The organism is Arthrobacter sp. NtRootA1 (assembly GCF_019976975.1).
Taxonomy (GTDB): Bacteria; Actinomycetota; Actinomycetes; order Actinomycetales; family Micrococcaceae; genus Arthrobacter; species Arthrobacter aromaticivorans.
In genome coordinates this window covers 2,799,383-2,821,285 of sequence record NZ_AP024630.1, presented here as the reverse complement: position 1 = coordinate 2,821,285, position 21,903 = coordinate 2,799,383, and the positions used below count along the sequence as shown (strand labels likewise).

The following is a 21,903-nucleotide window of genomic DNA, read 5'->3' as shown; positions in this document are numbered from 1 at the left end:
TTACGAAAGACGGTGGGCGATGACGCCAGGGGAAATCCTTCCGGATGCGCTGTTGGAACGTCTGCGCGGGCGGGCGGCCGGTTATGACCACAACAATCTCTTCTTCCATGAAGACCTTGAAGAGCTGGCAGCCGCCGGCTACCTGAAACTCTTCGTGCCAGTTGCCGACGGCGGTCTGGGGCTGGGTCTGGAAGCGGTAGCTGCGCTGCAGCAGCGCCTCGCCACGGCCGCCCCGGCCACAGCACTGGCAGTCAACATGCACTTGGTCTGGACCGGCGTCGCGCATGTCATGGCTGCCAGGGGAGAGGACACGCTCGACTTCGTGCTGAAGGAAGCCGGCAACGGGGAAGTGTTCGCGTTCGGAATTTCGGAGGCGGGCAACGATTCAATGCTGTTCGATTCCACTACCGTTGCGGAGCCGCTGCCCGACGGTGGCTATCGATTCACCGGACGGAAGATCTTCACTAGCCTCTCCCGTGGCTGGACCCGTCTGGGAACGTTCGGCAAGGACGCCAGCGCCAGGAACGGAGAGGGCGAGTTGGTTTTCGGGTTTATCCATCGTGATGAACCCGGGCACGAAACCCTTAACGATTGGGACACCCTGGGAATGCGGGCCAGTGCCTCGAACACCACCCTGTTGAAGGGAGCGGCGGTTCCAGCGGAGCGGATCTTCCGCAAACTGCCTGTCGGGCCAAACCAGGACTTACTGATTTTCGCGATTTTTGCCTGCTTTGAGACCTTGTTGGCAGCCGTCTACACGGGATTGGCGGAGCGTGCATTCATGCTGGGCATTGAAAGTGTCAAGCGACGGGTCTCGGCGAAGCACGGCGGACGCAGTTTCGCGCAGGACCCGGACATCCGCTGGAAAGTTGCCGACGCGGCCTTGGCCATGGACGCTATCTATCCCCAGTTGTCGGCTGTAGCCCGCGACATCGACAACCTGGTGGACCATGGAACCCAGTGGTTCCCCAAGCTTGTTGGACTCAAGTTGCGGGCCACGGAAAATGCCCGCTACGTGGTGGATCTGGCGATTAGGGTCACTGGAGGCTCCAGCTACTTCCGCGGCTCGGAAATGGAACGCCTCTACCGGGACGTACTCGCCGGAATTTTCCATCCGTCCAACGACGAATCGGCGCACAACACGGTAGCGAACGCCTGGCTTGGGCCCCTGGATAACTGAGGAACCTGTACAGCTGAGGAACCCAGGAGAACTGAGGAACCTGGCAGCTGACTAAACCGTGCGTTGCACGGAATAGACCTTTCGGCGCAACCAGAAGCGCCTGCCGCCACCGAGGTATAGCCGGCTGCGTTCCAGCTCCCACTTCCCGTACTCGGAGTGCTCTGCGAGCCGACGCCGGGCTTCGGGCAGCGAATCGTCAGGTCCTACCGTCAGTACGAGGTACTCGTACTGACGTGCATAGTCACGTTGGCGCTCTTCGGAGCTGCCTCGAAATTGTTCCTTCATCCCTCTCCATTTTCGTCCTTTTCGGGCTAACGTGAAGTCATGAGCATCGATCCGCGTGTCGCGCTTCAGTCACTGACTGCTGCCCTGGAAGAGCACTTGGCCGCCGCTTCAGCCCGCCGGGGCGAGGGTGACCCCAACGTCGAGGCGGCGTTCTTCGCCATCGCAGACGCCTTCGAGGTTTACGAAGACGCCCTGTACGAGGCATATTCCGAGGTAACTCCGCTGCAGGTGTTTGATGACGAGGAAGAGGACGATGACGAGGTCCTGGACGAAGACCTCGAAAGCCTGGAGGACTAGGGAGCCTCTAATACTAGGGAGCCTTCAATAAGCGGCAACCAACCGGCCACCGACGGTGGCCGGTTTTTTGTGTCGTTTCGCGAGCTGTTTGTCCTGTTTCCAGCCCGGAATGTAGCGGTTTCCGGCGGCGTCGTGAGGCTTAAAGCACGTAGTCCTGCGTCATCTGGCTAGGTACTCGCACGTAGGAGCCATGGGTAAAGCTGCGCAAACTTGAGTACCGACTACTGGTGCGCCTCCTGACAGCCGCCGCTTCACTGGGATGTAGGCAACGGCAGGTCTGCGAAGAAGGCTGACATGGTAAAAGTTCCAGTCTTGCGTTCGGGCAAGGTGGCAGCACCACAGGGTGCGCCTAACTTTTCCCTGGGCGCGGCGTTCACCGCGAAACCTGGTGTTGTCGATGTCAATCCGCCGGTGTCTCCCTGGATTGACAAGTCCGTTGCTGCACAACGGGCTGAAAAGGCGGGACTGGCGGCGTTGAGGGCAGATGTCACCCTGGACCTCGAGCCGCCAGTCACCCACCGCAACTTCCGCAGCGCCTCCTCCGGGGCCGAACGGTACAACGGATCCGGCTGGGCCAAGGCGCTCACCAACAGTCTTCGATTGGCAGACAGCGCCCTGGTAGCGGCAGCAGTCACGTCAGGTTTCCTTCTGAACACTGACGGTCTCGCCGTTGCGGCAGGCGGCGCGGGACATGAGCGGCAGCTTTTGCTCGGCTTCATACTTGGAATTGCCTGGCTGGGCGCTCTGGAGGTCTATCGGACACGGGATCCGAAAGTGCTCGGGGTTGGGCCCGAAGAATACAAGCGTGTCCTGTCCGCAAGCCTGCGCGTTTTCGGCTTTCTGGGGCTCGTGGCAGTCGTTTTCCAGTTGGAGTCCGCAAGCTCATTCGTCTTGGTGTCCCTGCCAGTGGGCTTGGTGGCCCTGACAGGCAGCCGGTGGATGTTCCGCCGCTGGCTGACGCGCGAAAAGTCACGCGGCCGCTGCCTCTCCCGTGCCATTGTGGTGGGGGAGCCGCAGGATGTCAGATACGTCATCAAGCAAATCAACAGGAAGTCCGGTGCTGCGTACAACATCCTGGGGGCATGCCTTCCAGGGGCCCGGCGTGGCGCCGTCCTGGTGGTGGATAACGTGCGGGTTCCCGTCTTGTCATCGATTTACGGTATTGCCCATACCGTGCGTCAGACGGGCGCCAACGCGGTGATCGTTGCCGGTCCGGTCCCTGGCGGCAACCAGTTCATCCAGGAGTTGGGCTGGCGCTTGGAAGAAGATGCCGCCGAACTCGTCCTGGCAGCAACGCTGACCAACGTGGCAGGCCCGCGCATCCATTGGCGCCCGGTTGAAGGCCTGCCCTTGATGCACGTGGATATTCCGCACTACTCCGGTGGCAAACACACTCTCAAACGCCTCATGGACATTGTGGTGTCGGCTGCTGCCTTGCTTTGCCTGGCGCCACTGCTGGCTGTTTTGTCGCTGATAGTCAGGTTTGACAGCCCGGGGCCAGTCCTTTTCCGGCAGGAACGGATAGGTAGGCGAGGCACCACCTTTCAGATGCTGAAATTCCGTTCCATGGTGGTTGATGCCGAAGCGCGGCTGGAAGAACTCAGCGGTAAGGACCAGGGAGCCGGTGTCCTCTTCAAGATCCGCGAGGATCCCCGCATCACCAAGTGCGGCCGTTGGATGCGCAAGTACTCCTTGGACGAGCTACCCCAGTTCTGGAATGTGCTGGCCGGGAACATGAGCCTTGTGGGCCCCCGACCGCCACTCCTTCGCGAAGTCAATGGCTACGAACGGCATACCCATCGCCGGCTGCTCATCAAACCTGGAATTACTGGCCTGTGGCAGATCAATGGACGATCAGACCTTCCCTGGGATGAAGCCGTCCGGCTGGACCTCTATTACGTCGAAAACTGGTCGATAGCGGGCGACCTGATGATCATGTGGCGCACCTTCAAGGCCATGATCCAGCCCTCCGGTGCCTACTGATGAGGGTTGGAACCAACCGTCTGACCCGGGACATGCCGGGCAGCACAACAAGCAGTACTTGAGAAAGAACCGAGCTATCCAACACAGAATCCGAGTGGAAAATGAGCATAGGAACTATTCCATCAGGCCACCTCAACGGCCACGGGATGACCCCGAAATTGCGGATCGCCGTGGTCGGAGCGGGATATTGGGGCCCGAACCTCGCCAGAAACCTTAAAGCCAGCCCCGACTGGGAACTCGTGGCAATTTGCGATCTTGACGTGGAGCGCGGACTTCGGCTGGCCGAAACAGTAGGCGGCGTCGCCGTCGTCGAGTCCTTGGACGAACTCCTGGACACCTACAACCTGGACGCCGTCGCCGTGGCGACCCCGGCGCACACACATCACGGAGTAGTGATGACTGCCTTGCGCGCCGGCATGCACGTACTCGTCGAGAAGCCACTCGCGGATAGCCGTGCCAAGGGCCTGGAAATGGTGGAGGAAGCCAAAGCCCGCGGCCTGGTCCTCATGGCAGACCACACCTATTGTTTTACTCCCGCGGTTTTGAAGATCCAGGAGCTCGTATCAAGTGGGGCATTGGGCGACATCTTGTACGTCGACTCCGTGCGCATCAACCTCGGACTTGTCCAACCGGACGTCAACGTGTTCTGGGATCTTGCACCGCACGATCTCTCGATCCTGGATTTCGTCCTACCGGGAGGCCTGCACCCCACCGAGATCTCTGCCCACGGCGCAGACCCGCTGGGTACCGGCCGCGACTGCGTAGGCCACCTGACCTTCGGCCTGCCAAACGACGCCATGGTACATATCCACGTGAACTGGCTCAGTCCCACCAAAATCCGCCAAATGATCATTGGCGGCTCAAAGAGGACGCTCGTCTGGGACGACCTGAACCCGCAACAACGCCTCAGCGTCTATGATCGCGGCGTCAGCCTGGAACAACAGCCACGGTCCGCGGCGGACAAAAAGACCTCGGCCATCTCTTATCGCCTGGGCGACACCTGGTCACCGGCGTTGCAGGAGCGCGAACCGTTGGGCCAAGTGGTCGCCGAGTTGGCCGGCTCCATCCGGAACCACACGATACCGCGCACCAGCGGAGAATCCGGGCTCAGGGTCCTCTCAGTACTGGAAGCCGTCACCCAAAGCCTGGGAGCAGACGGCCAGTCCACCATCGTTGCGGGCAACGAGGTCGCTCTCCAGGTCGCACAATGAAGAAGCTGCTCGGCGCCAACGTCCTGGTCACCGGAGGCGCCGGAACCATCGGATCCACCCTGGTAGACCAACTGCTCGACGCCGGTGCGGCGCACGTGGACGTCCTGGACAACCTCGTCAGGGGGCGCCGGTCCAACCTCAACGATGCCTTGGCTACCGGACTCGTACAGCTGGTGGAAGGTGACCTGAGGGACCGGGACATGGTCCACGACCTCACCAGGGGCAAAGATCTGGTTTTCCATCAGGCTGCGATCCGTATCACCCAATGCGCCGAGGAGCCACGGTTGGCGCTTGAGGTCTTGGTGGATGGAACCTTCAACGTGCTCGAAGCCGCCGTTGAGCACAATGTGGAAAAGGTCATCGCGGCGTCCAGTGCCTCCGTCTACGGAATGGCAGAAGAATTCCCCACCACCGAGAGACACCACCACCACAACAACGACACCTTTTACGGGGCCGCGAAATCGTTCAATGAGGGAATGGCGAGGAGCTTCCGGGCCATGTCCGGCCTGGACTACGTCCTCCTGAGGTACTTCAACGTCTACGGTCCCCGTATGGACGTCCACGGCCTCTATACAGAGGTACTCGTCCGTTGGATGGAGCGGATAGTGGATGGCCTTCCGCCCCTGATCTTCGGCAGCGGCCACCAGACAATGGATTTCATCCACACGGTCGACGTCGCGAGGGCCAACATCCTCGCAGCCGCCAGCGACGTCCGGGAGGGCGTCTACAACGTGGCCAGCGGCACGGAAACCAGCTTGGCCGAACTCGCGCAAACACTGCTACGGGTCATGCAGTCCCCACTGCACCTTGACCACGGACCTGAACGTGCAGTCAACGGCGTTGCCCGACGGCTCGCGGACGTCACCGCTGCCAAGCGGGACCTCGGTTTCGAAGCCGCGATAGAACTTGAAGACGGACTCCGCTCACTCGTCACCTGGTGGCGTCCGCTCCGTGAAGAAATCGCAGCCTCCCGGCAGCTTGCCCGGCCGGAAGCACCCTCAGTGGGTGCACGATGACAACCGCCGAAACCTCCCTGGCGCGCATCGACGTCATGAAACCGTGGCTGGGGGAAGAAGAAGCCCAAGCAGTGGCCGAGGTCATCGCTTCCGGCTGGGTGGCCCAAGGCCCCAAAGTCAAGCAGTTCGAGGAAGCCTTCGCCCTGGAGCAACAAGCCGCTTTCGCCGTCGCGGTCTCCAGCTGCACCTCCGCCCTGCACCTGGCACTCGCCGTCGCCGGTGTCGGTCCGGGAGACGACGTCGTCGTTCCCTCCTTCTCCTTCATTGCCACGGCAAACGCCCCCACCTATGTAGGCGCCCGGGCGGTCTTCGCCGACGTCGACGTACTAACCGGTTGTGTCACCGCTGAAACGATTGCCGCTGCCTTGACTCCTGCCACACGGGCAGTCATAGCCGTGGACCAAGGCGGAGTACCCGTGGATCTCGATCCCATCCGGGCCCTGTGCGACCCCCTCGGCATCACCGTCGTGGAAGACGCAGCCTGCGGCATCGGTTCCCGCTACCGCGGCCGCCCGGTAGGAGCCGGCGCCGAACTGGTCGCTTGGTCCTTCCACCCCCGCAAAATCCTCACCACCGGCGAGGGCGGGATGCTCTCCACACCACGCCAGGACTTCGCAGACCGGTCCCGCCGCCTCCGCGAACACGCAATGAGCGTCTCAGCCGCAGACCGTCATGCAAGCATCCTCGCCCCCGCCGAGGAATACCTCGAAGTAGGTTTCAACTACCGCATGACTGACCTCCAGGCCGCCGTCGGGATCGTCCAACTCGGCCGCCTGCACCAAGCAGTACAGCGCAGACGCGAACTGGCCGCCAACTACGCACACGCCTTCGTTGGCATCGAAGGCCTCCGTCTAGTGGAGGACCCCGGATACGGAACCGGCAACTTCCAGTCCTGCTGGCTGGAAGTAGGCACAGGTTTCCCCCTCGGAAGAGACGCCCTGATGACGCGCCTGGCAGAGGACGGAATATCGGCACGACGCGGCATCATGGCCGCACACCGGCAACCGGCCTACGCCCGGACAGCCAAAGGAGCGGTTTCACTGGCAGCAACCGAATGGCTGACAGAGCACACATTGATTCTGCCTCTCTACCACCAGCTCACCCTGGGTGACCAGGTCCGGGTCATCGACTCAGTACTTCGCGCGGCAGGACAGGGAAGATGACCGAACTCCTCCTCATCGCCGCTAGCGGACTCGCCCGCGAGGTCCTGGCCATGGTCCGCAATACCGGACAATACGATGTCATCGGAATCCTCGACGACGACGAAGACAAATTCGGGCGCGTCGTGGATGGCGCCCACGTACTGGGGCCCATCCGCGATGCCCTGACCTTCCCACACGCCATGCTGCTTGTCTGCATTGGATCCGGCCGAGGACGCGAAAGCGTCGTCATGCGCTTACGCACTCTGGGCCTCGCAGAGGACCGCTACGCGACAGCGATCGACTCATCAGTACATCCGCCGGAGGGATGCAGGATTGGCCTTGGCAGCATCCTCCTGGCCAATGTCACCATGACAGCCTCCGTCACAGTGGGAAGCCACGTAGTAGCCATGCCAGGAGTCACGCTCACCCACGACGACGTCATCAGCGACTTCGCCACCCTGGCCGCAGGCGTATCCCTCGGCGGCAACGTCCACATCGGGCGCGCAGCCTACATCGGCATGAACGCCAGCGTCCGCGAGCGCCGCACCATCGGCGCCGGCGCAACCATCGGCATGGGGGCGGCCGTGCTTACCGATGTTCCCGACGAGGAAACCTGGGCTGGGGTGCCCGCACGCGTCATCCGCCGCGGCTTTTCCCCCGAACTGGAGGACGCCCTGTGACCCTCCGCAGCCGTCCTGCAATCCCGCGAACGCCCACTCCAACACGGGCGTTTGTCATCAGCGTGCTGAACGCAGTCGTGACCCGCCTGGGAACGATCGCAATTGGCATAGCACTCGCGCGGTTACTGGGGCCCGAGCAATTCGGAACATACGCTGTGGCCTTTGTGGCACTCATGGCTGTACTGAGCTTCAACGAACTTGGGGTCAGCCTGGCAATCGTTCGATGGCCAGGGGATCCGAAGGAGATCGCAGCGACCGTGACGACGATCTCGACGGCATGCAGCATTCTTCTCTTCGCAGGTTCCTATGTGATGGCGCCATACTTCACAGCAGCCATGGGAAACGAAGCTGCCACCGACGTGGTCAGGGCGCTCGCATTATGCATCATTCTCAACGGGCTGGTGGCTACGCCTGCGGCCGTTCTGCAACGAAACTTTCGCCAGGGCCAACGAATGATCATTGACCAGGTCAACGTTTGGCTTGGGGCAGGCGTCTCCCTTGTTCTCGTCATTATGGGGATGGGCGCTATGAGTCTCGCCGTTGGACGCGTGCTGGCCAGCCTTGTTTCCGCTGTCCTTTTCCTGGTTTACTCGCCGTTGCCTTATCGCTTTGGGTTCTCCATGAAGCTGGCGAAACAGCTGCTGGGTTTTGGGTTGCCTTTGGCGGGCGCGAGCATAGTGGTCTTCGGCGTGGGTTACGTTGACCAACTGGTTGCTGGAAAGATGCTCGGTCCGGTGGTGTTGGGTTTTTATGTCATGGCCACGAATATGGCCGGTTGGCCAGCCAGCTTGTTGTCGCAGCCTCTGCGCAGCGTGGCACCTGCGACATTTGCCAGACTGCAGGATGCTCCCACGGAGATGCGTGCCGCCATGCTGTCAATAGTTGCGGTGGTGGCATCAGCCATGCTGCCGGTTTCGGCCGTCCTGACTGCCTGCGCGGTTCCGGTGGTGACGCTGCTGTATGGGGAGGCGTGGGGGCCGGCTGCCGGGGCCCTGGCTTGGCTGGCGCCGGTTGCGGTCTTCAGGGTTTTTCACGAACTCATTTATGACTACCTGGTGGTGATAAAGCAGTCTGTTCCCATTCTGAGGGTCCAACTCTTGTCCCTCCTTGCTTTGATTCCGGCACTTGTGCTGGGCGCACAACTGGGCGGCCTCCAAGGCTTGGCGGCAGTTCCGCTGTTCATTGCGGCGGCCGTAACTTCGCCGCTCTATTTAGGTGCGCTCTCTCGGGCTGGCATTCCCTTGAGGAGCCTTGCAGTCAGCGTGAGCGTGTCCACCGGTATCTCGCTCGCCGCCGGAGTGGCGTGTTTCGTGCTGTCCTCTTCGATTCCTTCGCCGTTTCTGGCAGTTGGTGCCAGCCTGTTGGTTGGTTTGCTGGCGCTCGCGGTCTCGGTGTTCCTCCGGCTGGGAGACATTCATCAGTTGCGTCGAATGGGTCGGGAGCAGGAGGCTGTCCGGTGAAGATTCTTATCTATCCGCATGACCTTCGAATCGGTGGCAGCCAGGTCAATGCCATTGAGTTGGGAGCCGCTGTCCGGGATCTTGGCCACAGCGTGGTCATTTTTGGGCAGCCCGGAACGCTTACCCGGAAGGTGCGGGAGCTTGATCTGGAGTTCATTCAGGCACCGACTCCCCGAAAGCGGCCATCCCCGTCAGTGTGCGCGACGTTGGGCAAGCTCGCCCGGGGCCGCATGCTTGACGTACTCCATGGTTACGAGTGGCCACCGGCCCTTGAGTGCTTGATTGCTTCAAGACTGGTACCCGGCAGCAGCAGCATGGCGACTGTCATGTCCATGGCCGTTGCGCCGTTTATCCCCAGGACGATGCCCCTTCTTGTAGGAACTGAACAGATTCTAGGTGCAGAGTCAGCTTCCGGTCGCCAGCGCGTGGGGCTTCTGGAGCCTCCCGTCGATGTCATCGCAAACAGTCCGTCAGCCGTTGCAGGGCCGGTCAAATTCCGGGAACGGTTTGGACTCAATGACCAGGCCCAACTAGTTGTTTGCGTTTCACGACTTGCCCGGGAGTTGAAGCTTGAGGGCATCTTGTCCTCGATGGACGCCATCGCTGAATTGGCACGGCTGAGAGACGTTCGCCTAGTGATCGTTGGCGACGGGCCAGGGATGAGCGACGCGATTGCCAAGGCTTCCGCTATCAATGACGGGCTGGGACGTCGCGTGGTCCTGCTAACAGGGGAGCTTGAGGACCCCAGGCCAGCGTACGCGGCTGCTGATGTTGTCCTGGGGATGGGCGGCTCGGCCTTGCGTGGTCTTTCCTTTGGGAAGCCGCTGGTGGTTCAAGGGGAGCGCGGCTTCTGGGAATTGTTGTCCCCGGAATCTGTGGACCGCTTCCTCTGGCAGGGATGGTACGGCGTAGGCAGCGGCACGGAAGCGGGGCGGGAAAACTTGATTTCCATCCTTGGATTCCTGCTGGACAACGAGCAGGAACGAGCCCAGCTGGGCTCCTTTGGGCGCGAACTTGTTCAGGACAGGTTTTCGCTCACAAACGCAGCCCGGGTACAGGTGCAGTTCTACCGGCGTTCACTGGAAGAAAGCACAGGTACATTCTCTTCGTTGAGGGCCGAGGCGCTAGCTGGTGCTCAATATGCCGCCTACGTGGGGCGTCGACGCTTTCACCGCTATTTCGGACACAACGCAGCCGATGACTTCAATGCCAAGCCGGTGGCATCGATGCCTTCCTTGGCCGTGCGTGGACGGGACAGCTGATGGAAACGATCGTCTATTTGTCCGGGACCCGCTGGGACAGCCTTTCGGGTACTGACAAGATGCTGGCCACCTCGTTGGCCAAGACACACCATATCCTCTGGGTTGATCACCCGGTTCCACTTACCAGCTACGAGGATGTCCGACGCCACCTCGTCCGGAGCCTTCGTGGTGTCGGCGAAGATGTGGCGACGAATATCAGCCGCCTCCGGATCCCGGCTCTGCCCGGCGTGAGCAAACCAATGGTGCGTCGCTCTACGGATGTCCTTGTACGCCGCTGCGTGGGTGCAGCGTTGGATCGGAGTGCCAGGCGTATTGCCGGCATAGTCAATTCGTCGCCGATCATGCTGTTTCCGTCCCGCCGCCCGGAAGGGACACGGCTCCTGCACGTGACAGATGATTGGTTGGCGGGGACGAACCTCATGGGCTTCACTTCGTCCCATTTGATCCGCGTATTGGAAGAGAACATCCGATCTGCCGACGCTATTAGCGCAGTCTCTGAGGAACTGGCAGCCAAGATCTCCCGGTTTTCCGGCAGGCCCGTCGAAGTCTTGCCCAATGGCTGCACTCCCGCGACCACGCCATCAGGTTCCAGCCGCAGTCCGGTTGTGGCCCTGGTTGGTCAGCTCAACAACCGGTTGGACCTGGACGCCCTGGAATCCGTAGCAGCAACGGAGGTCCCACTGCTCATCATTGGTCCCCGGGCGGACGGTGATCCAGTTGTCCGCTCCAGGTTGGATGCCCTCTTGTCCAGGCCAAACGTGGATTGGAGGGGGTTGGTGGCCCAGGAGGACGTTGCCCTATTGCTGCAAAGCGTGTCAGTCGGGATCACTCCTTATGCGGACACAGAGTTCAACCGATCAAGTTTTCCTTTGAAGACCCTTGAATACCTTGCTGCAGGGCTCCGGGTAGTAGCCACAGACCTGCCCTCGACCCGATGGATTGACTCGCCCGCCATTGCGGCGGCCCGGACACCGACCGAATTCTCGCAACTCGTTCTCAAGGCCCTGCGTGAGCCTATGACACGGGAACTCCGCAAAGATATGGACGCAACCGCCAGGCAGCACAGCTGGGACTCACGGGGCGCCAAAATCCGGGGGCTCCTGTCGGCTCCTACCGTGGAGGGGCTGGCGGATGACGTGCGGCCGACGGTAGACCACGCGCTCCTGACCCGGTTCAACCTTCCGTCAAAGGGCTTTGAGAGCCTTGTCCGGGCCAAAGACGGGTGGCTTCACAACCGTGTTGAACTCTTCGAGAGATATTGTCTTCCCTCGGTTCGTGCCCAAACACGCAAAGGCTTTCATTGGATTGTCTATTTCGATCCCGAGTCTCCTGAGTGGTTGTTGGACAGGATTCGGGACCTAAGTGCCGACGGTCTGTTCACGCCGATTTTCCGGGCGGAAGTTTCTGCCGACGAGCTCCTCTCGGACATCGAGGAGGTCACAGGGCGGCAGGCACAAAATCTGCTGACCACCAACGTAGACAACGACGACGGTCTGGCAGCAGACTTTGTGGCCCAGGTGCAGGATGTCCAATGCTCCGAGCTGCCGTCAGCTATCTATCTCTCCTCCGGATTGATAAAAGGAGACGCCTCGGTGTACTTGAGGCACGACGACCGAAACGCTTTTTGCTCGGTCCGGTCCAGTTGGAGTGCTCCAGTAACTTGTTGGTCTGCCTGGCATAACCAGCTGAGCGAGATCATGGCCACGGAGGAAATCGGTGGCCCGCCAGCATGGTTGCAGGTCGTGCACGGGTTAAACGTCAGCAACAGAATCCGGGGACGGCTTGTGGCCGCTGATCCATTTGCGGACAGGTTTCCTGGGTTGCTCGACGACGTGGCCACAGTGCGAACGCTGGAGTTAGTGCGCGACGCCCTGGTTGAGGGGCCGGTGCGCCTGCTGCGTGACGGCCTTCGCAGCGCAATCAAAGCGGCCACGATCAGGCTCCTTGGCAGAAGCGGAATCGACAGGGTGAAAGTGTTCCTGGGACAGAGTAGGCGGGAGATCGAATAATGCAAATTAGAACGATTCTAAGAAGCCTGGGACGCAGATGGTACTTCGTGATCATCGGCCTGGTCATGACGTTGATTCTGTGTTTTCAGGTCCAACAAAACACCCCCGAGAAATTCAAAGCCCAAGCCAGCCTGGTGATCATGCCATCAGCGCATAGCGTTGGCGTCGACGGTAATCCGTACCTGAATCTGGGCGGGATGGGTGAGGCGCTGGACATCCTTACGCGCCGGCTCTCGGCCGAAGACATCCGTGGCAAGATCGCGGACGAATTCGCCAACGCAAGCTATACGGCCGAGACCGATCGAGGCACGAGCGGCGCTATTCTTCTCATCACGGCCACGTCACCGAACCCGGATGAGTCCTTGGGTACCATGCGCGCGGTCATGGACCAAGCCCCACTCGTGCTGGAAAACATGCAGGGCGCGTTGAACGTTCCAGAGGAGTCACGGATCTCAACCATGACCCTTCTGGTCGACAGCCGGGCAACACCCGAATCCAAGGCAAGGACCCAGGTCCTCCTCGTGGCGGCAGCCGGGGGAGTAGGGCTGACCTTGGTGCTTACCGTTCTGTTGGACAGCCTGCTTAAGTCACGCAATGCCCGCCGCCGCAGGGAAAAGGGTTCCCGGATTCCGGAGGAAACCAACCATACTGTGCCGGCTACAGCGCCAGCGCCGGAACCAGCGCACGACGACGTCCCGGTCACCTTGCCGCTTTCCCGCAGGCCCTCATAGCCATGACGCCCAAGACGCTGCTCCAGGTCCTGCGAAGGAGGTGGTATGCCGCCGTCGCTGTTCTGCTGATTGGCTTCGCAGGATTGGGGGCTATCCGGTCCCTGGATCCCGTGTATTGGACGCAAGCAGAAGTCTCCTTCGTTGCACCTAATGGAGAACCTGCCTACTGGGTACCAGGGGGAGATGTGGCCTCGCTTGTCCCCTTCGCCGCTTTGGTGGAGCGCCGGGTCAACGACAACTCCGACTCAGTCAATTTGGTCCTGTCCCGGGGCACCCTCTATGGAGCGGGGGTCAAGCACGGGTATTCCGTGACGCTGCCCAACACTGGAGGTCAGTGGACCAAGAGCTATTCCAGGCCGGTACTTGCGGTTCAGGTGGTGGACTCAAGCGCGGAGCGGGTGAACGAAGTACTGTCCGCGGTCATTAAGCGAATCCAGGAGGAGTCCACGGCACTGCAGGAGGAAACGGACGTTCATGGCGCCCTGATAACCACGGTGACCACGCCGTCAAGCCCCGAGATCATCTTCGGCGGCGGTACGCCGACGGACCGCGTCAAGGGTGCCAGCGCCTGGCTCGCCCTCGCTTGCGCTGCCGCCATGGCCGTGGCCGCCACTGTTGAACGCCAGGTTGCCCGACGCCGTGGGGTACGTCGAGGGGAGGTCAGTAGATATGCGGGACTCAGCAAATAGTTGGCACCCCCGTGAAGGAACTGTGGTCCAGGCTGCGGCCCAAATGGAGCCGCAGCGCGAGCGCTCGGATGTCGCCACATTCGTCACCGTATATCTGGTGCTCACGTGTGCCGTTCCTTCCAACCTGACGATATCGGCCTTGGGCACGGTCGGACGATTGACTACGTTGTGGGCCCTTTTGGCACTCGTATGGTGGGTGCTGTACCAGGTCCACAGGACCACGCCGGAGGCTGTGGGTCGCCGCCCCGTCCGTCTCGCCCTTGCCCTCTTTTTGGCTGTTGCGATAGCCAGTTACGCCGTGGCGATGCTCCACGGCCTGCCCGATAAGGAATCCAGTCCTGCAGATGGAGGACTCATTCGTTTGCTTGCCTGGGCCGGGATTCTCCTCCTGATCCACGATGGGCTCAAGAATCGACGTGGACTGATTATCATCATGCGCAGTGTTGTCATGATGGGGACGTTCACCGCAGTCCTTGGACTTCTCCAGTTTGTTACCGGAGCGTCGCTCATCGACTGGATCACCATCCCGGGTATGTCATCCAGCCCCGACTTCTCCAACATCGACGTAAGGGGCGGATTTGTCCGGGCCGCCGCCATGGCGTCCCACCCGCTCGAGTACGGAGTTGTACTTTCGACCTCATTTCCCATTGCTTTGACCTTGGCACTGACGCAGACCACCAGGAATTGGCTGCTCCGGTGGCTACCGGTCATGGCTATCGCCGTTGCTTCCGTCTTGTCCGTCTCCCGTTCTGCATTGATCGCGGTCGCCATCGCCTTCGTAATCCTCATCCCTGCTTGGTCGAAGTCAATGCGGCGTCGTGCATATGTGGCCTCGATAGGCCTCGTGGGCGCCATCTATATCCTCACTCCTGGACTGCTTGGCACGCTTCGAGGACTGTTCACGGTGGGGGGCGATGACACAAGCATTACTTCCAGGACAAATGGGTACTCAACTGCTTTGGGGATGTTGGAAAACAACCCCGTCATTGGGCGGGCCTTCGGAACGTTCCTGCCCGAGTACGTCATCGTCGACAACCAGTATTTGGGACTGCTTGTGGAACTCGGAGTCCTGGGACTGGCCATGTTCCTGGCCCTGATCGTCAGTGGGCTTACGTGTGCTTGGCGCGCGCGGCACCTGGCGGTGGACAACGACATGCGCCAATTGAGCCAAGCAGTCCTTGCGTCCCTGGCAGCCGTAGCTGTCACCTTTGCGTTCTTCGACGGGCTCTCTTTTCCCATGGCCGCCGCGATGTTGTTCCTCATGCTTGGAGTCGCGGGCGCCTTGTGGCGCATCGTGCAGGAAGAACGAGGAGGCCTTCCCGTAGGAAAGCTGACCGCGCCAACCATCGGAAAGACCCCTGGATTTGGATTGCTGCACCCGTATCGAGACGGAGTTGATGATGGTTCGAACAGATGAGGCCTTCCGTGTTGGTGCGCCGAGAATCCTCCTCGTCAAGACCAGGGGACGCTCGACAGTGGAGCGGGCTGACCGACAACGCCTGGAGTCCTCTGGCGCAGAGCCCCGCAGTCTCCTGTTTGAAGAAACCCTGAACTGCGATGTCCTCGATGAAAACACCATTCAACACACGGAGGGCCTCCGGGCACACATCTATAAGCGTTTACCGGCCTTTGCCGCCCAGGCCTTCGAAGCCGCGCGGCTCAGCGGCTCCTACGATGTGATTATTACGTGGTCGGAACGGCATTCAGTTGCCGTTGCGGCACTCTTCGCCGTCCTCCGTATCAGGACTCCGCATTTAGCCATGATGTTCTGGCTTTCAAAACCGGCAGTTCGATGGCCTCTGAGGGTTGTCCGGACCGGTATTGACAGAATCGTGACATGGAGCTCGATCCAACGGACCGTGGCGATTGAACAGATTGGGTTCAGGCCCGACGACGTAGTCCTCGTTCGCCATCCCGTAGATCTGGAATTCTTCAAACCAGTCGATTCCGAGCGTGAAATTATCTTTTCAGCAGGCTCAACCCAACGGGACTTTCCAACCTTCGCAGACGCAGTCCGGGGATTGGACGCGCCCGTTCATATAGCCGCCTCGCTGGTGGTTGCCCTTGACGGATACAAAATCATCACGCGGGACGTTCGTGATGAACCGGGCTGGCCAGAGAACTGCCAGGTCCGACCCCTCACGTCCGTTGAGCTGCGGGACGCCTATGCCGCCGCCAAGGTGGTGGTTGTCCCGCTGCTGCCCACCGACATTGACGCAGGCGTGAACGTCATTCTGGAGGGCATGGCCATGGGAAGACCTGTCATTGTCTCGGAAACCCAGGGTCAGGTGGACGTTATCCGTGACGGCGACACCGGAGTTTTCGTGCCAACAAAAGATTCCCCGGCACTCAGGAGTCGCATAGAGTCTTTCCTCGCCGACCCGGAAGCCGCGGAGGAAATGGGGCGTCGTGGTCGCGCCTACGTGGAGCAAAACCACCGTCTGGAAGACTTCATAGATCACGTCAGGAGCAATGTGCTCGAGTTGTCGGCGCGGCCAAGCAGAAGAAGCTTTTGGTCCCGGAGGAGCGGCGTAACGCTGGGGTCGGTCCGGAACTAGCCCGGCCCGCCCGGAACTAGCCCGAGCTTGCAAGGCAAGCCCACCTGCCCGGGTCCGCCCACAGTGGGTCTACTGCCTGCTGCTCTCATCGCGTTCCCAGGAAGAGCTCGCTCTCCCCGTAAAGAATGCTCCACACCGGCCAATAACGGCGAAAGCAGCGTATACGAGCGCATCGCATGCACTGACCGGCCCGCGTACTGAAACGGCCAGCTCCTGCAAAGTCCGCGCCGTAGAGGTGGCTGCGCCGGATGACGTCGACAGAGGGCCCCGTGTGGGTCCTTGCTGTTGGTTTCCGCGGTATGTGCGCCGAAGAATCGCGAGCAACGCCCTGGATGAGCGCGGGGTCCGGACAACCACAGGGTCGGTCGCCAGAACAGCTTTTTCGGCCGGCTGGAACAAACGGTCCACGTAGTAGTCGTCGCCGGTCAGAGCGGGAAATTCTCCGAGCCGTTCATGTCCATGCGCGTTCATTGCGTAGACTCCGGCGCCCCACAGTCCTTGAGCGTTTCCAGGAATCCGGTTCCGGGCCCTGTAATAGGCCCTGACCAATACGGAGGCTCCGCTGGTGTCGTAGCGGAAGGCTGGCCGTGCAGCCAGAAGGGGCCCGGCCTCCAGGGCCTTGAAAACGGCGTGCAGGGCCTCGGAGTTGAGCTCTACATCGGCATCCAGGTATAGGCGCGGCCACAGTTCCGTGGCATCGTCCGCGGCGTTCAGTGCTGCTGTCTTTGACGCTTCCTTGACATGCAGGACCTTAACGCCGCGATACTGCGAGGCAATGGATTCCGTATCATCGGTGCAGCCATTGCACGCCACGATGACATCTACAGATCCGGTACCTATGACGTCCTTCAAAGAATCCAATGTCCGGCCAATCACTTTTCCCTCATTGTGCGCCGGGATGATGACGGCTCCGGTTGGAAGGCCTTTCGAAAGACCAGGGGATCGGGTGGCATGAGGCAACGTCTGCCATAGCTGCTTCCTCAAAAGGGCCCGCGCTGCTTCCCGGTGGCCAGGTTTGTTTATGCGTGCTATCTCAGCGGCGCACACGGCCGCCCGGAAGAACAGAGCCCTGCTCCGCCCGAGATGTTTGGCTGCATAGCGAACACGATTCACGGACAGAAGTGCCGTCAGTTGAGGCGAGGTACCTGACCCCCCGCCTTCATGCCACATCCTTGCTGTGGGCTCGAACCAGATTGACTTCCCTGCTTCACGGAGTCGATGGCAATAATCTGTCTCTTCCGAATACAAGAAGAATTGCTCGTCCCATTCCCCAACGGCCTGGGCTGCCTCGTCGCTTATCAGGAGGGCCGCGCCTGTGGCCCATTCGATGCGGTGAGCGTATTGGTAGCCCTCCACGTCGAAGTCCATTTCCGAGAGCCAGGCGGGCCGACGGCGCAGATGGCTGCCCAGTGCGGCATCCCCTAGGGCCCGCATCACGCTCGGCTCGCGGCGCAGCGAGGGATAAACACTGCCATCATTTTCCAGCAGGACCGGCACAACGGCCCCAGCGTGGGACAGCCTCATTCTTCGGCGCAATGCTGCTACTGCGCCCGGCTCCACCCGTAGGTCCGGATTCAAGATGAGGTAGGCGTCGGCGGGGCCCGCCACGCGCATCGCCGCGTTGATGCCACCCGCGTAGCCGAGATTTCCGCCCGTCCGCAAAGAGATGACATCCGAATGCTTCCCCAGCTCTGTCATGGTGCGATCGTCAGGAGAATTGTCCGCCACCACTACCTTCATGGTTTGCTCGCCCGTCATAGCCCTCAGGCTCGAAATCAGGGGCCCGACGTCGTCGGCGTTGTTGTAGGTAACAACTATGGCTGCCACCTCTGCCCTCGCCTCAGCCGGGAGGAAGGGCTGCGGCGCCTGGTTGTTGATCGGGGCAGGGGCAATTATTGAATCCTCTGGCTTCCGGCCCGCGGGCAGTGCGGTAGGAGGCACTTCCGCAGCGCTGACTTGACGCAACTTCAGGTATGCCTCGGGCCCATCCACCAGGTACCGGCGGGCAAGCCTGCGCGGCTCCAGCATGAGTCGCCAAGCCCACTCAAACCCGTGGGAACTGATCCAAGATGGGGCACGCCGGATTCGGCCAGCCAGGAAATCGACAACAGCACCGAACGCCAGCAGGATCTTGGCACCCGTGAGCCGACCATACTTGCTCACCCACAATTCCTGGCGAGGCTTGCCCATGCCCACCACCAGGATGTCCGGAGCAGTGGCCGATATCTGCGCGGCAAGTTCCAGCGAAGCCTGCTCATCGCTGATCACGGACCTCTCCGGGGCCCACCAGCCTGCGATCGCCAAATCCGGACGCTCCGCTGCGAACCTGCTGCGGATAAGTTCCTGGGCCTGCTCCGTGCCACCAAGGAATCCCACGCTCAGGCCGCGGCGTTCGGCTTCGTCCAGCAGGGGCTCCACAAGATCGCTTCCCGCCAATCGCGGCCACGGTTGATCCGTAAGACGACGGGCCTCGGCTACCAAGGGGGCTCCGTCCAACAGCGTCAGCCACTCCACGGACGCGTGCTCCGCCATGGCACCCATCCACCTGCTTCCGGCCCCAAAGTGCAGGATATGGTCCAGGTTCGCAGAACAAACGCCAAGAGGTGACGCGCCAACCGAAGTTGCCCGGTCCATAATTTCCCGCAGGGCGCCATCAAACTCCAAGAGCTTGACGGGAACTCCGCCCAAGCTCACCCACAGACCCTGCCCTGCTGGTGAAACTGTTGGCGGTCGGGAACCATGCCCTCTGGCGTCCCCAGGGCGAAGCCGGGTAGAAATGTGGTGGGTGGCCACCCGGGAGGGCGCAGTCTCTTGGTGCAGCATTCTCGGCTCCAGGCTCGACGATCCAACTCACGGCACAAAAAATGTGCCGGCGATCCAAGTTGCTGCACTTCCCGGATCGCCGATGCCGGACGGCGGGTGCCGCCCGAACTTACTTCCTTGAGTTGTCTCCCGGCCCTACTGTTTCGAGGCTGCCGTAGGGCTACTTTAGGACGATTTGCCTGCGTGCACCAGTGCGCGCGTTTGACTCATGGGAAGGTCCGCGGTCGCAGGGTATTGCCTGCCGGCCCCTGCCGGGAGAGGATGCGTTATGTCGACACCGAAGGGACCAACTCTGACCACGTAGAGGACGGACATGGGCAGCGAGATCACAGATTGTTCGCGGGGCTCGGCAACGCATTTTGTTCTGACACGCTTCAACGTCCGCAGCTTTTATCACAAGGCAGAGCCCACGGACGAATGGCTTCGCGAGCGCCTTCAACTATTTGAAATGTACTGCATCCCTTGCTTCCGGAATCAAACCGAGGCCCGGTTTACTTGGCTGGTTTTCCTTGACTCCCTGTCACCATTGTGGTTGCGGCAGGAAATAGACAAACTATCCCAAGGCCTCTTTCGGGCTGTTTACGTTGAGGGTGCCTTCTCGCAGGAATTCCTTAGCCGGACAATTGGCCAACTTAGTGTCACTCCCTACGTCATCACCACACGGGTCGACAACGACGACGCAGTAGCAAACGACTTCATTGAGACAATTCAGAACTGTTTCGCCGAACAGGACAAAACCTTCGTTAATCTAGTGAATGGTGCGCAGTATGCCGGGCGGAAACTTTACGTCCGCCCCTACACGATGAATCCATTTTCGAGCTTGATAGAGCGGGTTGCGAACCATCGTCCCGCCACCGTGTTCGTTGAACATCATTACCGGATCGATGCATATGCCCCTGTCCTGAACGTGCGCACCGCACACCCGATGTGGTTGCAGGTGATCCACGGCGGCAACGTCCTCAACGAGGTCGTAGGCCTGCGAACGAGTGCCCAACGCATTGCCCCACACTTTTCTGTTTCCCTCGAGGTGGATGATCGACTGTTCAGCCGCAGCGTGGACAGGGTGCTGGGCGCCTGGAGGATTTTCCTGCGCCTGCTCCGAAAGCCATCGCGGCTGAGGGACTTGACCAGGACCCTCGTGGCGCGGAAAGCGGGAAGCTTCGTCTCAAAGTGACGTTCCGGAACGCAGATATGCTTCCAAGCGGGCATGCGACATGGACGGAATGAAGCCCGCTTCCTTTATTTTCGAAAGGTCCAGGATGCTGCTGCCTGGGCGCGGCGCCGTCCCGGGTTTTGCGTATTCGGAGGTGCTGATGGTGGTGATTTTCCCTGGATCCGCACCGCAGAGTCGATAGACGTCCTGTGCAATGTCCGCCCAGGACTGCGGCTCGCCGTCGTTGGTGAGGTTGTACGTTCCGTAAGGTGCCTGTTGGGTAATCAGGTGCCTGATGCCTGCGGCAATATCAGAGGCAAATGTCAGCCGCCCCCATTGGTCACCCACCACCGTGGGCGCAACGCCTTTCGCCGCCAGGCCAGCCATGGTGCGGACGAAGTTGCGGCCCTCGCCCACTACCCAACTGCTCCGCACAATGTAGTGCCGCGGCACCGCAGCAACGGCAGCGTCTCCGGCGGCTTTGCTTTGCCCGTAGACACCCAGGGGAGCGGGTGCCTCGTCCTCCCGGTGCACGGCGGCCGTGCCGTCGAACACATAGTCGCTGGACACATGGACAAGCGTCAGTGAATGTTCGACGGCGGTCCTGGCCAGGCGGGACACTGCAGCTGCGTTAATGCTCCAGGCAGCAGTGCGGCCTTCCGCTGTCTCCGCGGCGTCGACTGCTGTGAAGGCGGCGGCGTTGATGATGGTGGAGTACTTGCGCCAATCGGTGGCGAGATAGGAATTCTCTGCGGAGATATCGAACTGGGCTCGTCCCGCAAAGTCGACTGTGGGGTCGCCGTCGAACTCCTGTCTGAGCGCCTTCCCCAATTGTCCGTCCGCGCCGAGTACCAATGTCCGCCTGGATTGCATGGGTGTGACTGTTGCCAGCCTCGGATGGTTGCGGTCCTGCGCTGACAGGATGGCCCGCTCCAAGGGTATGGGCCACGGGACGGCGACGTTTTCGTCGCCAACGTTCAGGAACGTATATTCGGCTTGCGCGCCGGCGCTCCAATGGTCGTTGACCAAGTAGGTGTAGGCAGTGTCGTCCTCCAGGGTTTGAAAAGCATTGCCCACACCGCGCGGAACGAAGATAGCGTCCTTGGCCGTCAGCTCGGCATGGAACATCGTTCCGAAGGTTGGCCCATCCCGCAGGTCCACCCATGCACCAAAAATCCGCCCCGATGCGAGCGAAACAAACTTGTCCCATGGTTCGGCGTGGATACCGCGCGTTGTTCCACGGAGGGCATTGAAGGAGATGTTGTTCTGCACCGGCCCAAAATCCGGCAGGCCCAAAGCCATCATCTTGCTACGGTGCCAGTTCTCCTTGAACCATCCCCGGTGGTCACCGTGGACCGGCAGCTCGAAAAGCACCAACCCAGGGATGGGGGTGCTACGGGCTGTCAATTCAGTGGGTTCCATTG

Annotated in this window: 18 protein-coding genes; 15 read left to right on the top strand and 3 right to left on the bottom strand. The window is 60.9% G+C overall.

Going from position 1 to position 21,903, the window contains the following annotated elements; translation table 11 throughout:
- The first annotated feature begins 19 nt into the window (after positions 1 to 19).
- Positions 20 to 1,180 (top strand): acyl-CoA dehydrogenase family protein, encoded by a 1,161-nt coding sequence (locus LDN90_RS12620; protein ID WP_223945979.1) that lies wholly within the window; start codon positions 20 to 22, stop codon positions 1,178 to 1,180.
- Between the two features lie 51 nt (positions 1,181 to 1,231).
- Here the strand turns inward: LDN90_RS12620 and LDN90_RS12615 are convergent, their stop codons facing one another.
- On the bottom strand, positions 1,232 to 1,465 hold the full coding sequence (locus tag LDN90_RS12615) for a DUF5703 family protein (RefSeq protein WP_216925728.1): 234 nt from the start codon (positions 1,463 to 1,465) through the stop codon (positions 1,232 to 1,234).
- A gap of 39 nt (positions 1,466 to 1,504) precedes the next feature.
- Between LDN90_RS12615 and LDN90_RS12610 the strand changes: the two genes are divergently transcribed.
- The 13 genes from LDN90_RS12610 to LDN90_RS12550 all read left to right on the top strand — a co-directional run bounded on the left by LDN90_RS12610 (position 1,505) and on the right by LDN90_RS12550 (position 16,503).
- Positions 1,505 to 1,762, top strand: a complete 258-nt coding sequence (locus LDN90_RS12610) for a hypothetical protein (protein ID WP_216925727.1) — start codon at positions 1,505 to 1,507, stop codon at positions 1,760 to 1,762.
- A 294-nt stretch (positions 1,763 to 2,056) separates the two neighbouring features.
- Positions 2,057 to 3,745 carry a sugar transferase gene (locus tag LDN90_RS12605; protein ID WP_223945977.1) on the top strand — a complete coding sequence of 563 codons (1,689 nt, stop codon included), beginning with the start codon at positions 2,057 to 2,059 and terminating at the stop codon, positions 3,743 to 3,745.
- A 101-nt stretch (positions 3,746 to 3,846) separates the two neighbouring features.
- Positions 3,847 to 4,956 (top strand): Gfo/Idh/MocA family oxidoreductase, encoded by a 1,110-nt coding sequence (locus LDN90_RS12600; protein WP_223945975.1) that lies wholly within the window; start codon positions 3,847 to 3,849, stop codon positions 4,954 to 4,956.
- A complete protein-coding gene (locus LDN90_RS12595; RefSeq protein ID WP_223945973.1) occupies positions 4,953 to 5,972 on the top strand; it encodes an NAD-dependent epimerase/dehydratase family protein in 1,020 nt (339 codons plus the stop codon). The genes LDN90_RS12600 and LDN90_RS12595 overlap by 4 nt, the downstream gene beginning before the upstream one ends.
- Complete coding sequence (locus LDN90_RS12590) at positions 5,969 to 7,135, top strand: DegT/DnrJ/EryC1/StrS aminotransferase family protein (protein WP_223945971.1); 1,167 nt, start codon at positions 5,969 to 5,971, stop codon at positions 7,133 to 7,135. The genes LDN90_RS12595 and LDN90_RS12590 overlap by 4 nt, the downstream gene beginning before the upstream one ends.
- Positions 7,132 to 7,794, top strand: a complete 663-nt coding sequence (locus LDN90_RS12585; protein ID WP_223945969.1) for an acetyltransferase — start codon at positions 7,132 to 7,134, stop codon at positions 7,792 to 7,794. Before LDN90_RS12590 ends, LDN90_RS12585 begins: the two co-directional genes overlap by 4 nt.
- Complete coding sequence (locus LDN90_RS12580; RefSeq protein WP_223945967.1) at positions 7,791 to 9,254, top strand: oligosaccharide flippase family protein; 1,464 nt, start codon at positions 7,791 to 7,793, stop codon at positions 9,252 to 9,254. The genes LDN90_RS12585 and LDN90_RS12580 overlap by 4 nt, the downstream gene beginning before the upstream one ends.
- Positions 9,251 to 10,516, top strand: coding sequence for a glycosyltransferase family 4 protein (locus LDN90_RS12575; protein ID WP_216925719.1), 1,266 nt, complete (start codon positions 9,251 to 9,253; stop codon positions 10,514 to 10,516). Before LDN90_RS12580 ends, LDN90_RS12575 begins: the two co-directional genes overlap by 4 nt.
- The gene (locus tag LDN90_RS12570; protein ID WP_223945965.1) at positions 10,516 to 12,525 is read left to right on the top strand and encodes a glycosyltransferase; all 2,010 of its coding nucleotides are present in this window, start codon (positions 10,516 to 10,518) and stop codon (positions 12,523 to 12,525) included. The genes LDN90_RS12575 and LDN90_RS12570 overlap by 1 nt, the downstream gene beginning before the upstream one ends.
- Positions 12,526 to 12,665: 140 nt before the next feature.
- Complete coding sequence (locus tag LDN90_RS12565; RefSeq protein WP_223945963.1) at positions 12,666 to 13,256, top strand: hypothetical protein; 591 nt, start codon at positions 12,666 to 12,668, stop codon at positions 13,254 to 13,256.
- Between the two features lie 2 nt (positions 13,257 to 13,258).
- Positions 13,259 to 13,945 carry a hypothetical protein gene (locus LDN90_RS12560; protein WP_223945961.1) on the top strand — a complete coding sequence of 229 codons (687 nt, stop codon included), beginning with the start codon at positions 13,259 to 13,261 and terminating at the stop codon, positions 13,943 to 13,945.
- Positions 13,926 to 15,362, top strand: a complete 1,437-nt coding sequence (locus LDN90_RS12555; protein ID WP_223945959.1) for an O-antigen ligase family protein — start codon at positions 13,926 to 13,928, stop codon at positions 15,360 to 15,362. The genes LDN90_RS12560 and LDN90_RS12555 overlap by 20 nt, the downstream gene beginning before the upstream one ends.
- Entirely contained in the window at positions 15,343 to 16,503 is a 1,161-nt protein-coding gene (locus LDN90_RS12550; RefSeq protein WP_223945957.1) for a glycosyltransferase family 4 protein, read from the top strand. Before LDN90_RS12555 ends, LDN90_RS12550 begins: the two co-directional genes overlap by 20 nt.
- Positions 16,504 to 16,572: 69 nt before the next feature.
- Here LDN90_RS12550 and LDN90_RS12545 read toward each other — a convergent pair whose 3' ends face one another.
- A complete protein-coding gene (locus LDN90_RS12545; protein WP_223945955.1) occupies positions 16,573 to 19,197 on the bottom strand; it encodes a WecB/TagA/CpsF family glycosyltransferase in 2,625 nt (874 codons plus the stop codon).
- A gap of 442 nt (positions 19,198 to 19,639) precedes the next feature.
- Here LDN90_RS12545 and LDN90_RS12540 point away from each other — a divergent pair, with 442 nt between their 5' ends.
- Entirely contained in the window at positions 19,640 to 20,500 is an 861-nt protein-coding gene (locus tag LDN90_RS12540; protein ID WP_216925714.1) for a glycosyltransferase, read from the top strand.
- Here LDN90_RS12540 and LDN90_RS12535 read toward each other — a convergent pair.
- Positions 20,492 to 21,901 carry a bifunctional dTDP-4-dehydrorhamnose 3,5-epimerase family protein/NAD(P)-dependent oxidoreductase gene (locus LDN90_RS12535; RefSeq protein ID WP_223945953.1) on the bottom strand — a complete coding sequence of 470 codons (1,410 nt, stop codon included), beginning with the start codon at positions 21,899 to 21,901 and terminating at the stop codon, positions 20,492 to 20,494. The genes LDN90_RS12540 and LDN90_RS12535 overlap by 9 nt on opposite strands.
- Positions 21,902 to 21,903: the final 2 nt, after the last annotated feature.

What these genes read in the sequence shown, in the direction of transcription:
- LDN90_RS12590 (WP_223945971.1), top strand. Translation starts at nt 5,969, where the DNA reads ATGACAACCGCCGAAACCTCCCTGGCGCGCATCGACGTCATGAAACCG.
- LDN90_RS12595 (WP_223945973.1), top strand. Translation starts at nt 4,953, where the DNA reads ATGAAGAAGCTGCTCGGCGCCAACGTCCTGGTCACCGGAGGCGCCGGA.
- LDN90_RS12610 (WP_216925727.1), top strand. Translation starts at nt 1,505, where the DNA reads ATGAGCATCGATCCGCGTGTCGCGCTTCAGTCACTGACTGCTGCCCTG.
- LDN90_RS12585 (WP_223945969.1), top strand. Translation starts at nt 7,132, where the DNA reads ATGACCGAACTCCTCCTCATCGCCGCTAGCGGACTCGCCCGCGAGGTC.
- LDN90_RS12535 (WP_223945953.1), bottom strand. Translation starts at nt 21,901, where the DNA reads ATGGAACCCACTGAATTGACAGCCCGTAGCACCCCCATCCCTGGGTTG.
- LDN90_RS12600 (WP_223945975.1), top strand. Translation starts at nt 3,847, where the DNA reads ATGAGCATAGGAACTATTCCATCAGGCCACCTCAACGGCCACGGGATG.
- LDN90_RS12605 (WP_223945977.1), top strand. Translation starts at nt 2,057, where the DNA reads ATGGTAAAAGTTCCAGTCTTGCGTTCGGGCAAGGTGGCAGCACCACAG.
- LDN90_RS12615 (WP_216925728.1), bottom strand. Translation starts at nt 1,465, where the DNA reads ATGAAGGAACAATTTCGAGGCAGCTCCGAAGAGCGCCAACGTGACTAT.
- LDN90_RS12620 (WP_223945979.1), top strand. Translation starts at nt 20, where the DNA reads ATGACGCCAGGGGAAATCCTTCCGGATGCGCTGTTGGAACGTCTGCGC.
- LDN90_RS12550 (WP_223945957.1), top strand. Translation starts at nt 15,343, where the DNA reads ATGATGGTTCGAACAGATGAGGCCTTCCGTGTTGGTGCGCCGAGAATC.
- LDN90_RS12560 (WP_223945961.1), top strand. Translation starts at nt 13,259, where the DNA reads ATGACGCCCAAGACGCTGCTCCAGGTCCTGCGAAGGAGGTGGTATGCC.
- LDN90_RS12540 (WP_216925714.1), top strand. Translation starts at nt 19,640, where the DNA reads ATGGGCAGCGAGATCACAGATTGTTCGCGGGGCTCGGCAACGCATTTT.
- LDN90_RS12565 (WP_223945963.1), top strand. Translation starts at nt 12,666, where the DNA reads ATGCCATCAGCGCATAGCGTTGGCGTCGACGGTAATCCGTACCTGAAT.
- LDN90_RS12570 (WP_223945965.1), top strand. Translation starts at nt 10,516, where the DNA reads ATGGAAACGATCGTCTATTTGTCCGGGACCCGCTGGGACAGCCTTTCG.
- LDN90_RS12555 (WP_223945959.1), top strand. Translation starts at nt 13,926, where the DNA reads ATGCGGGACTCAGCAAATAGTTGGCACCCCCGTGAAGGAACTGTGGTC.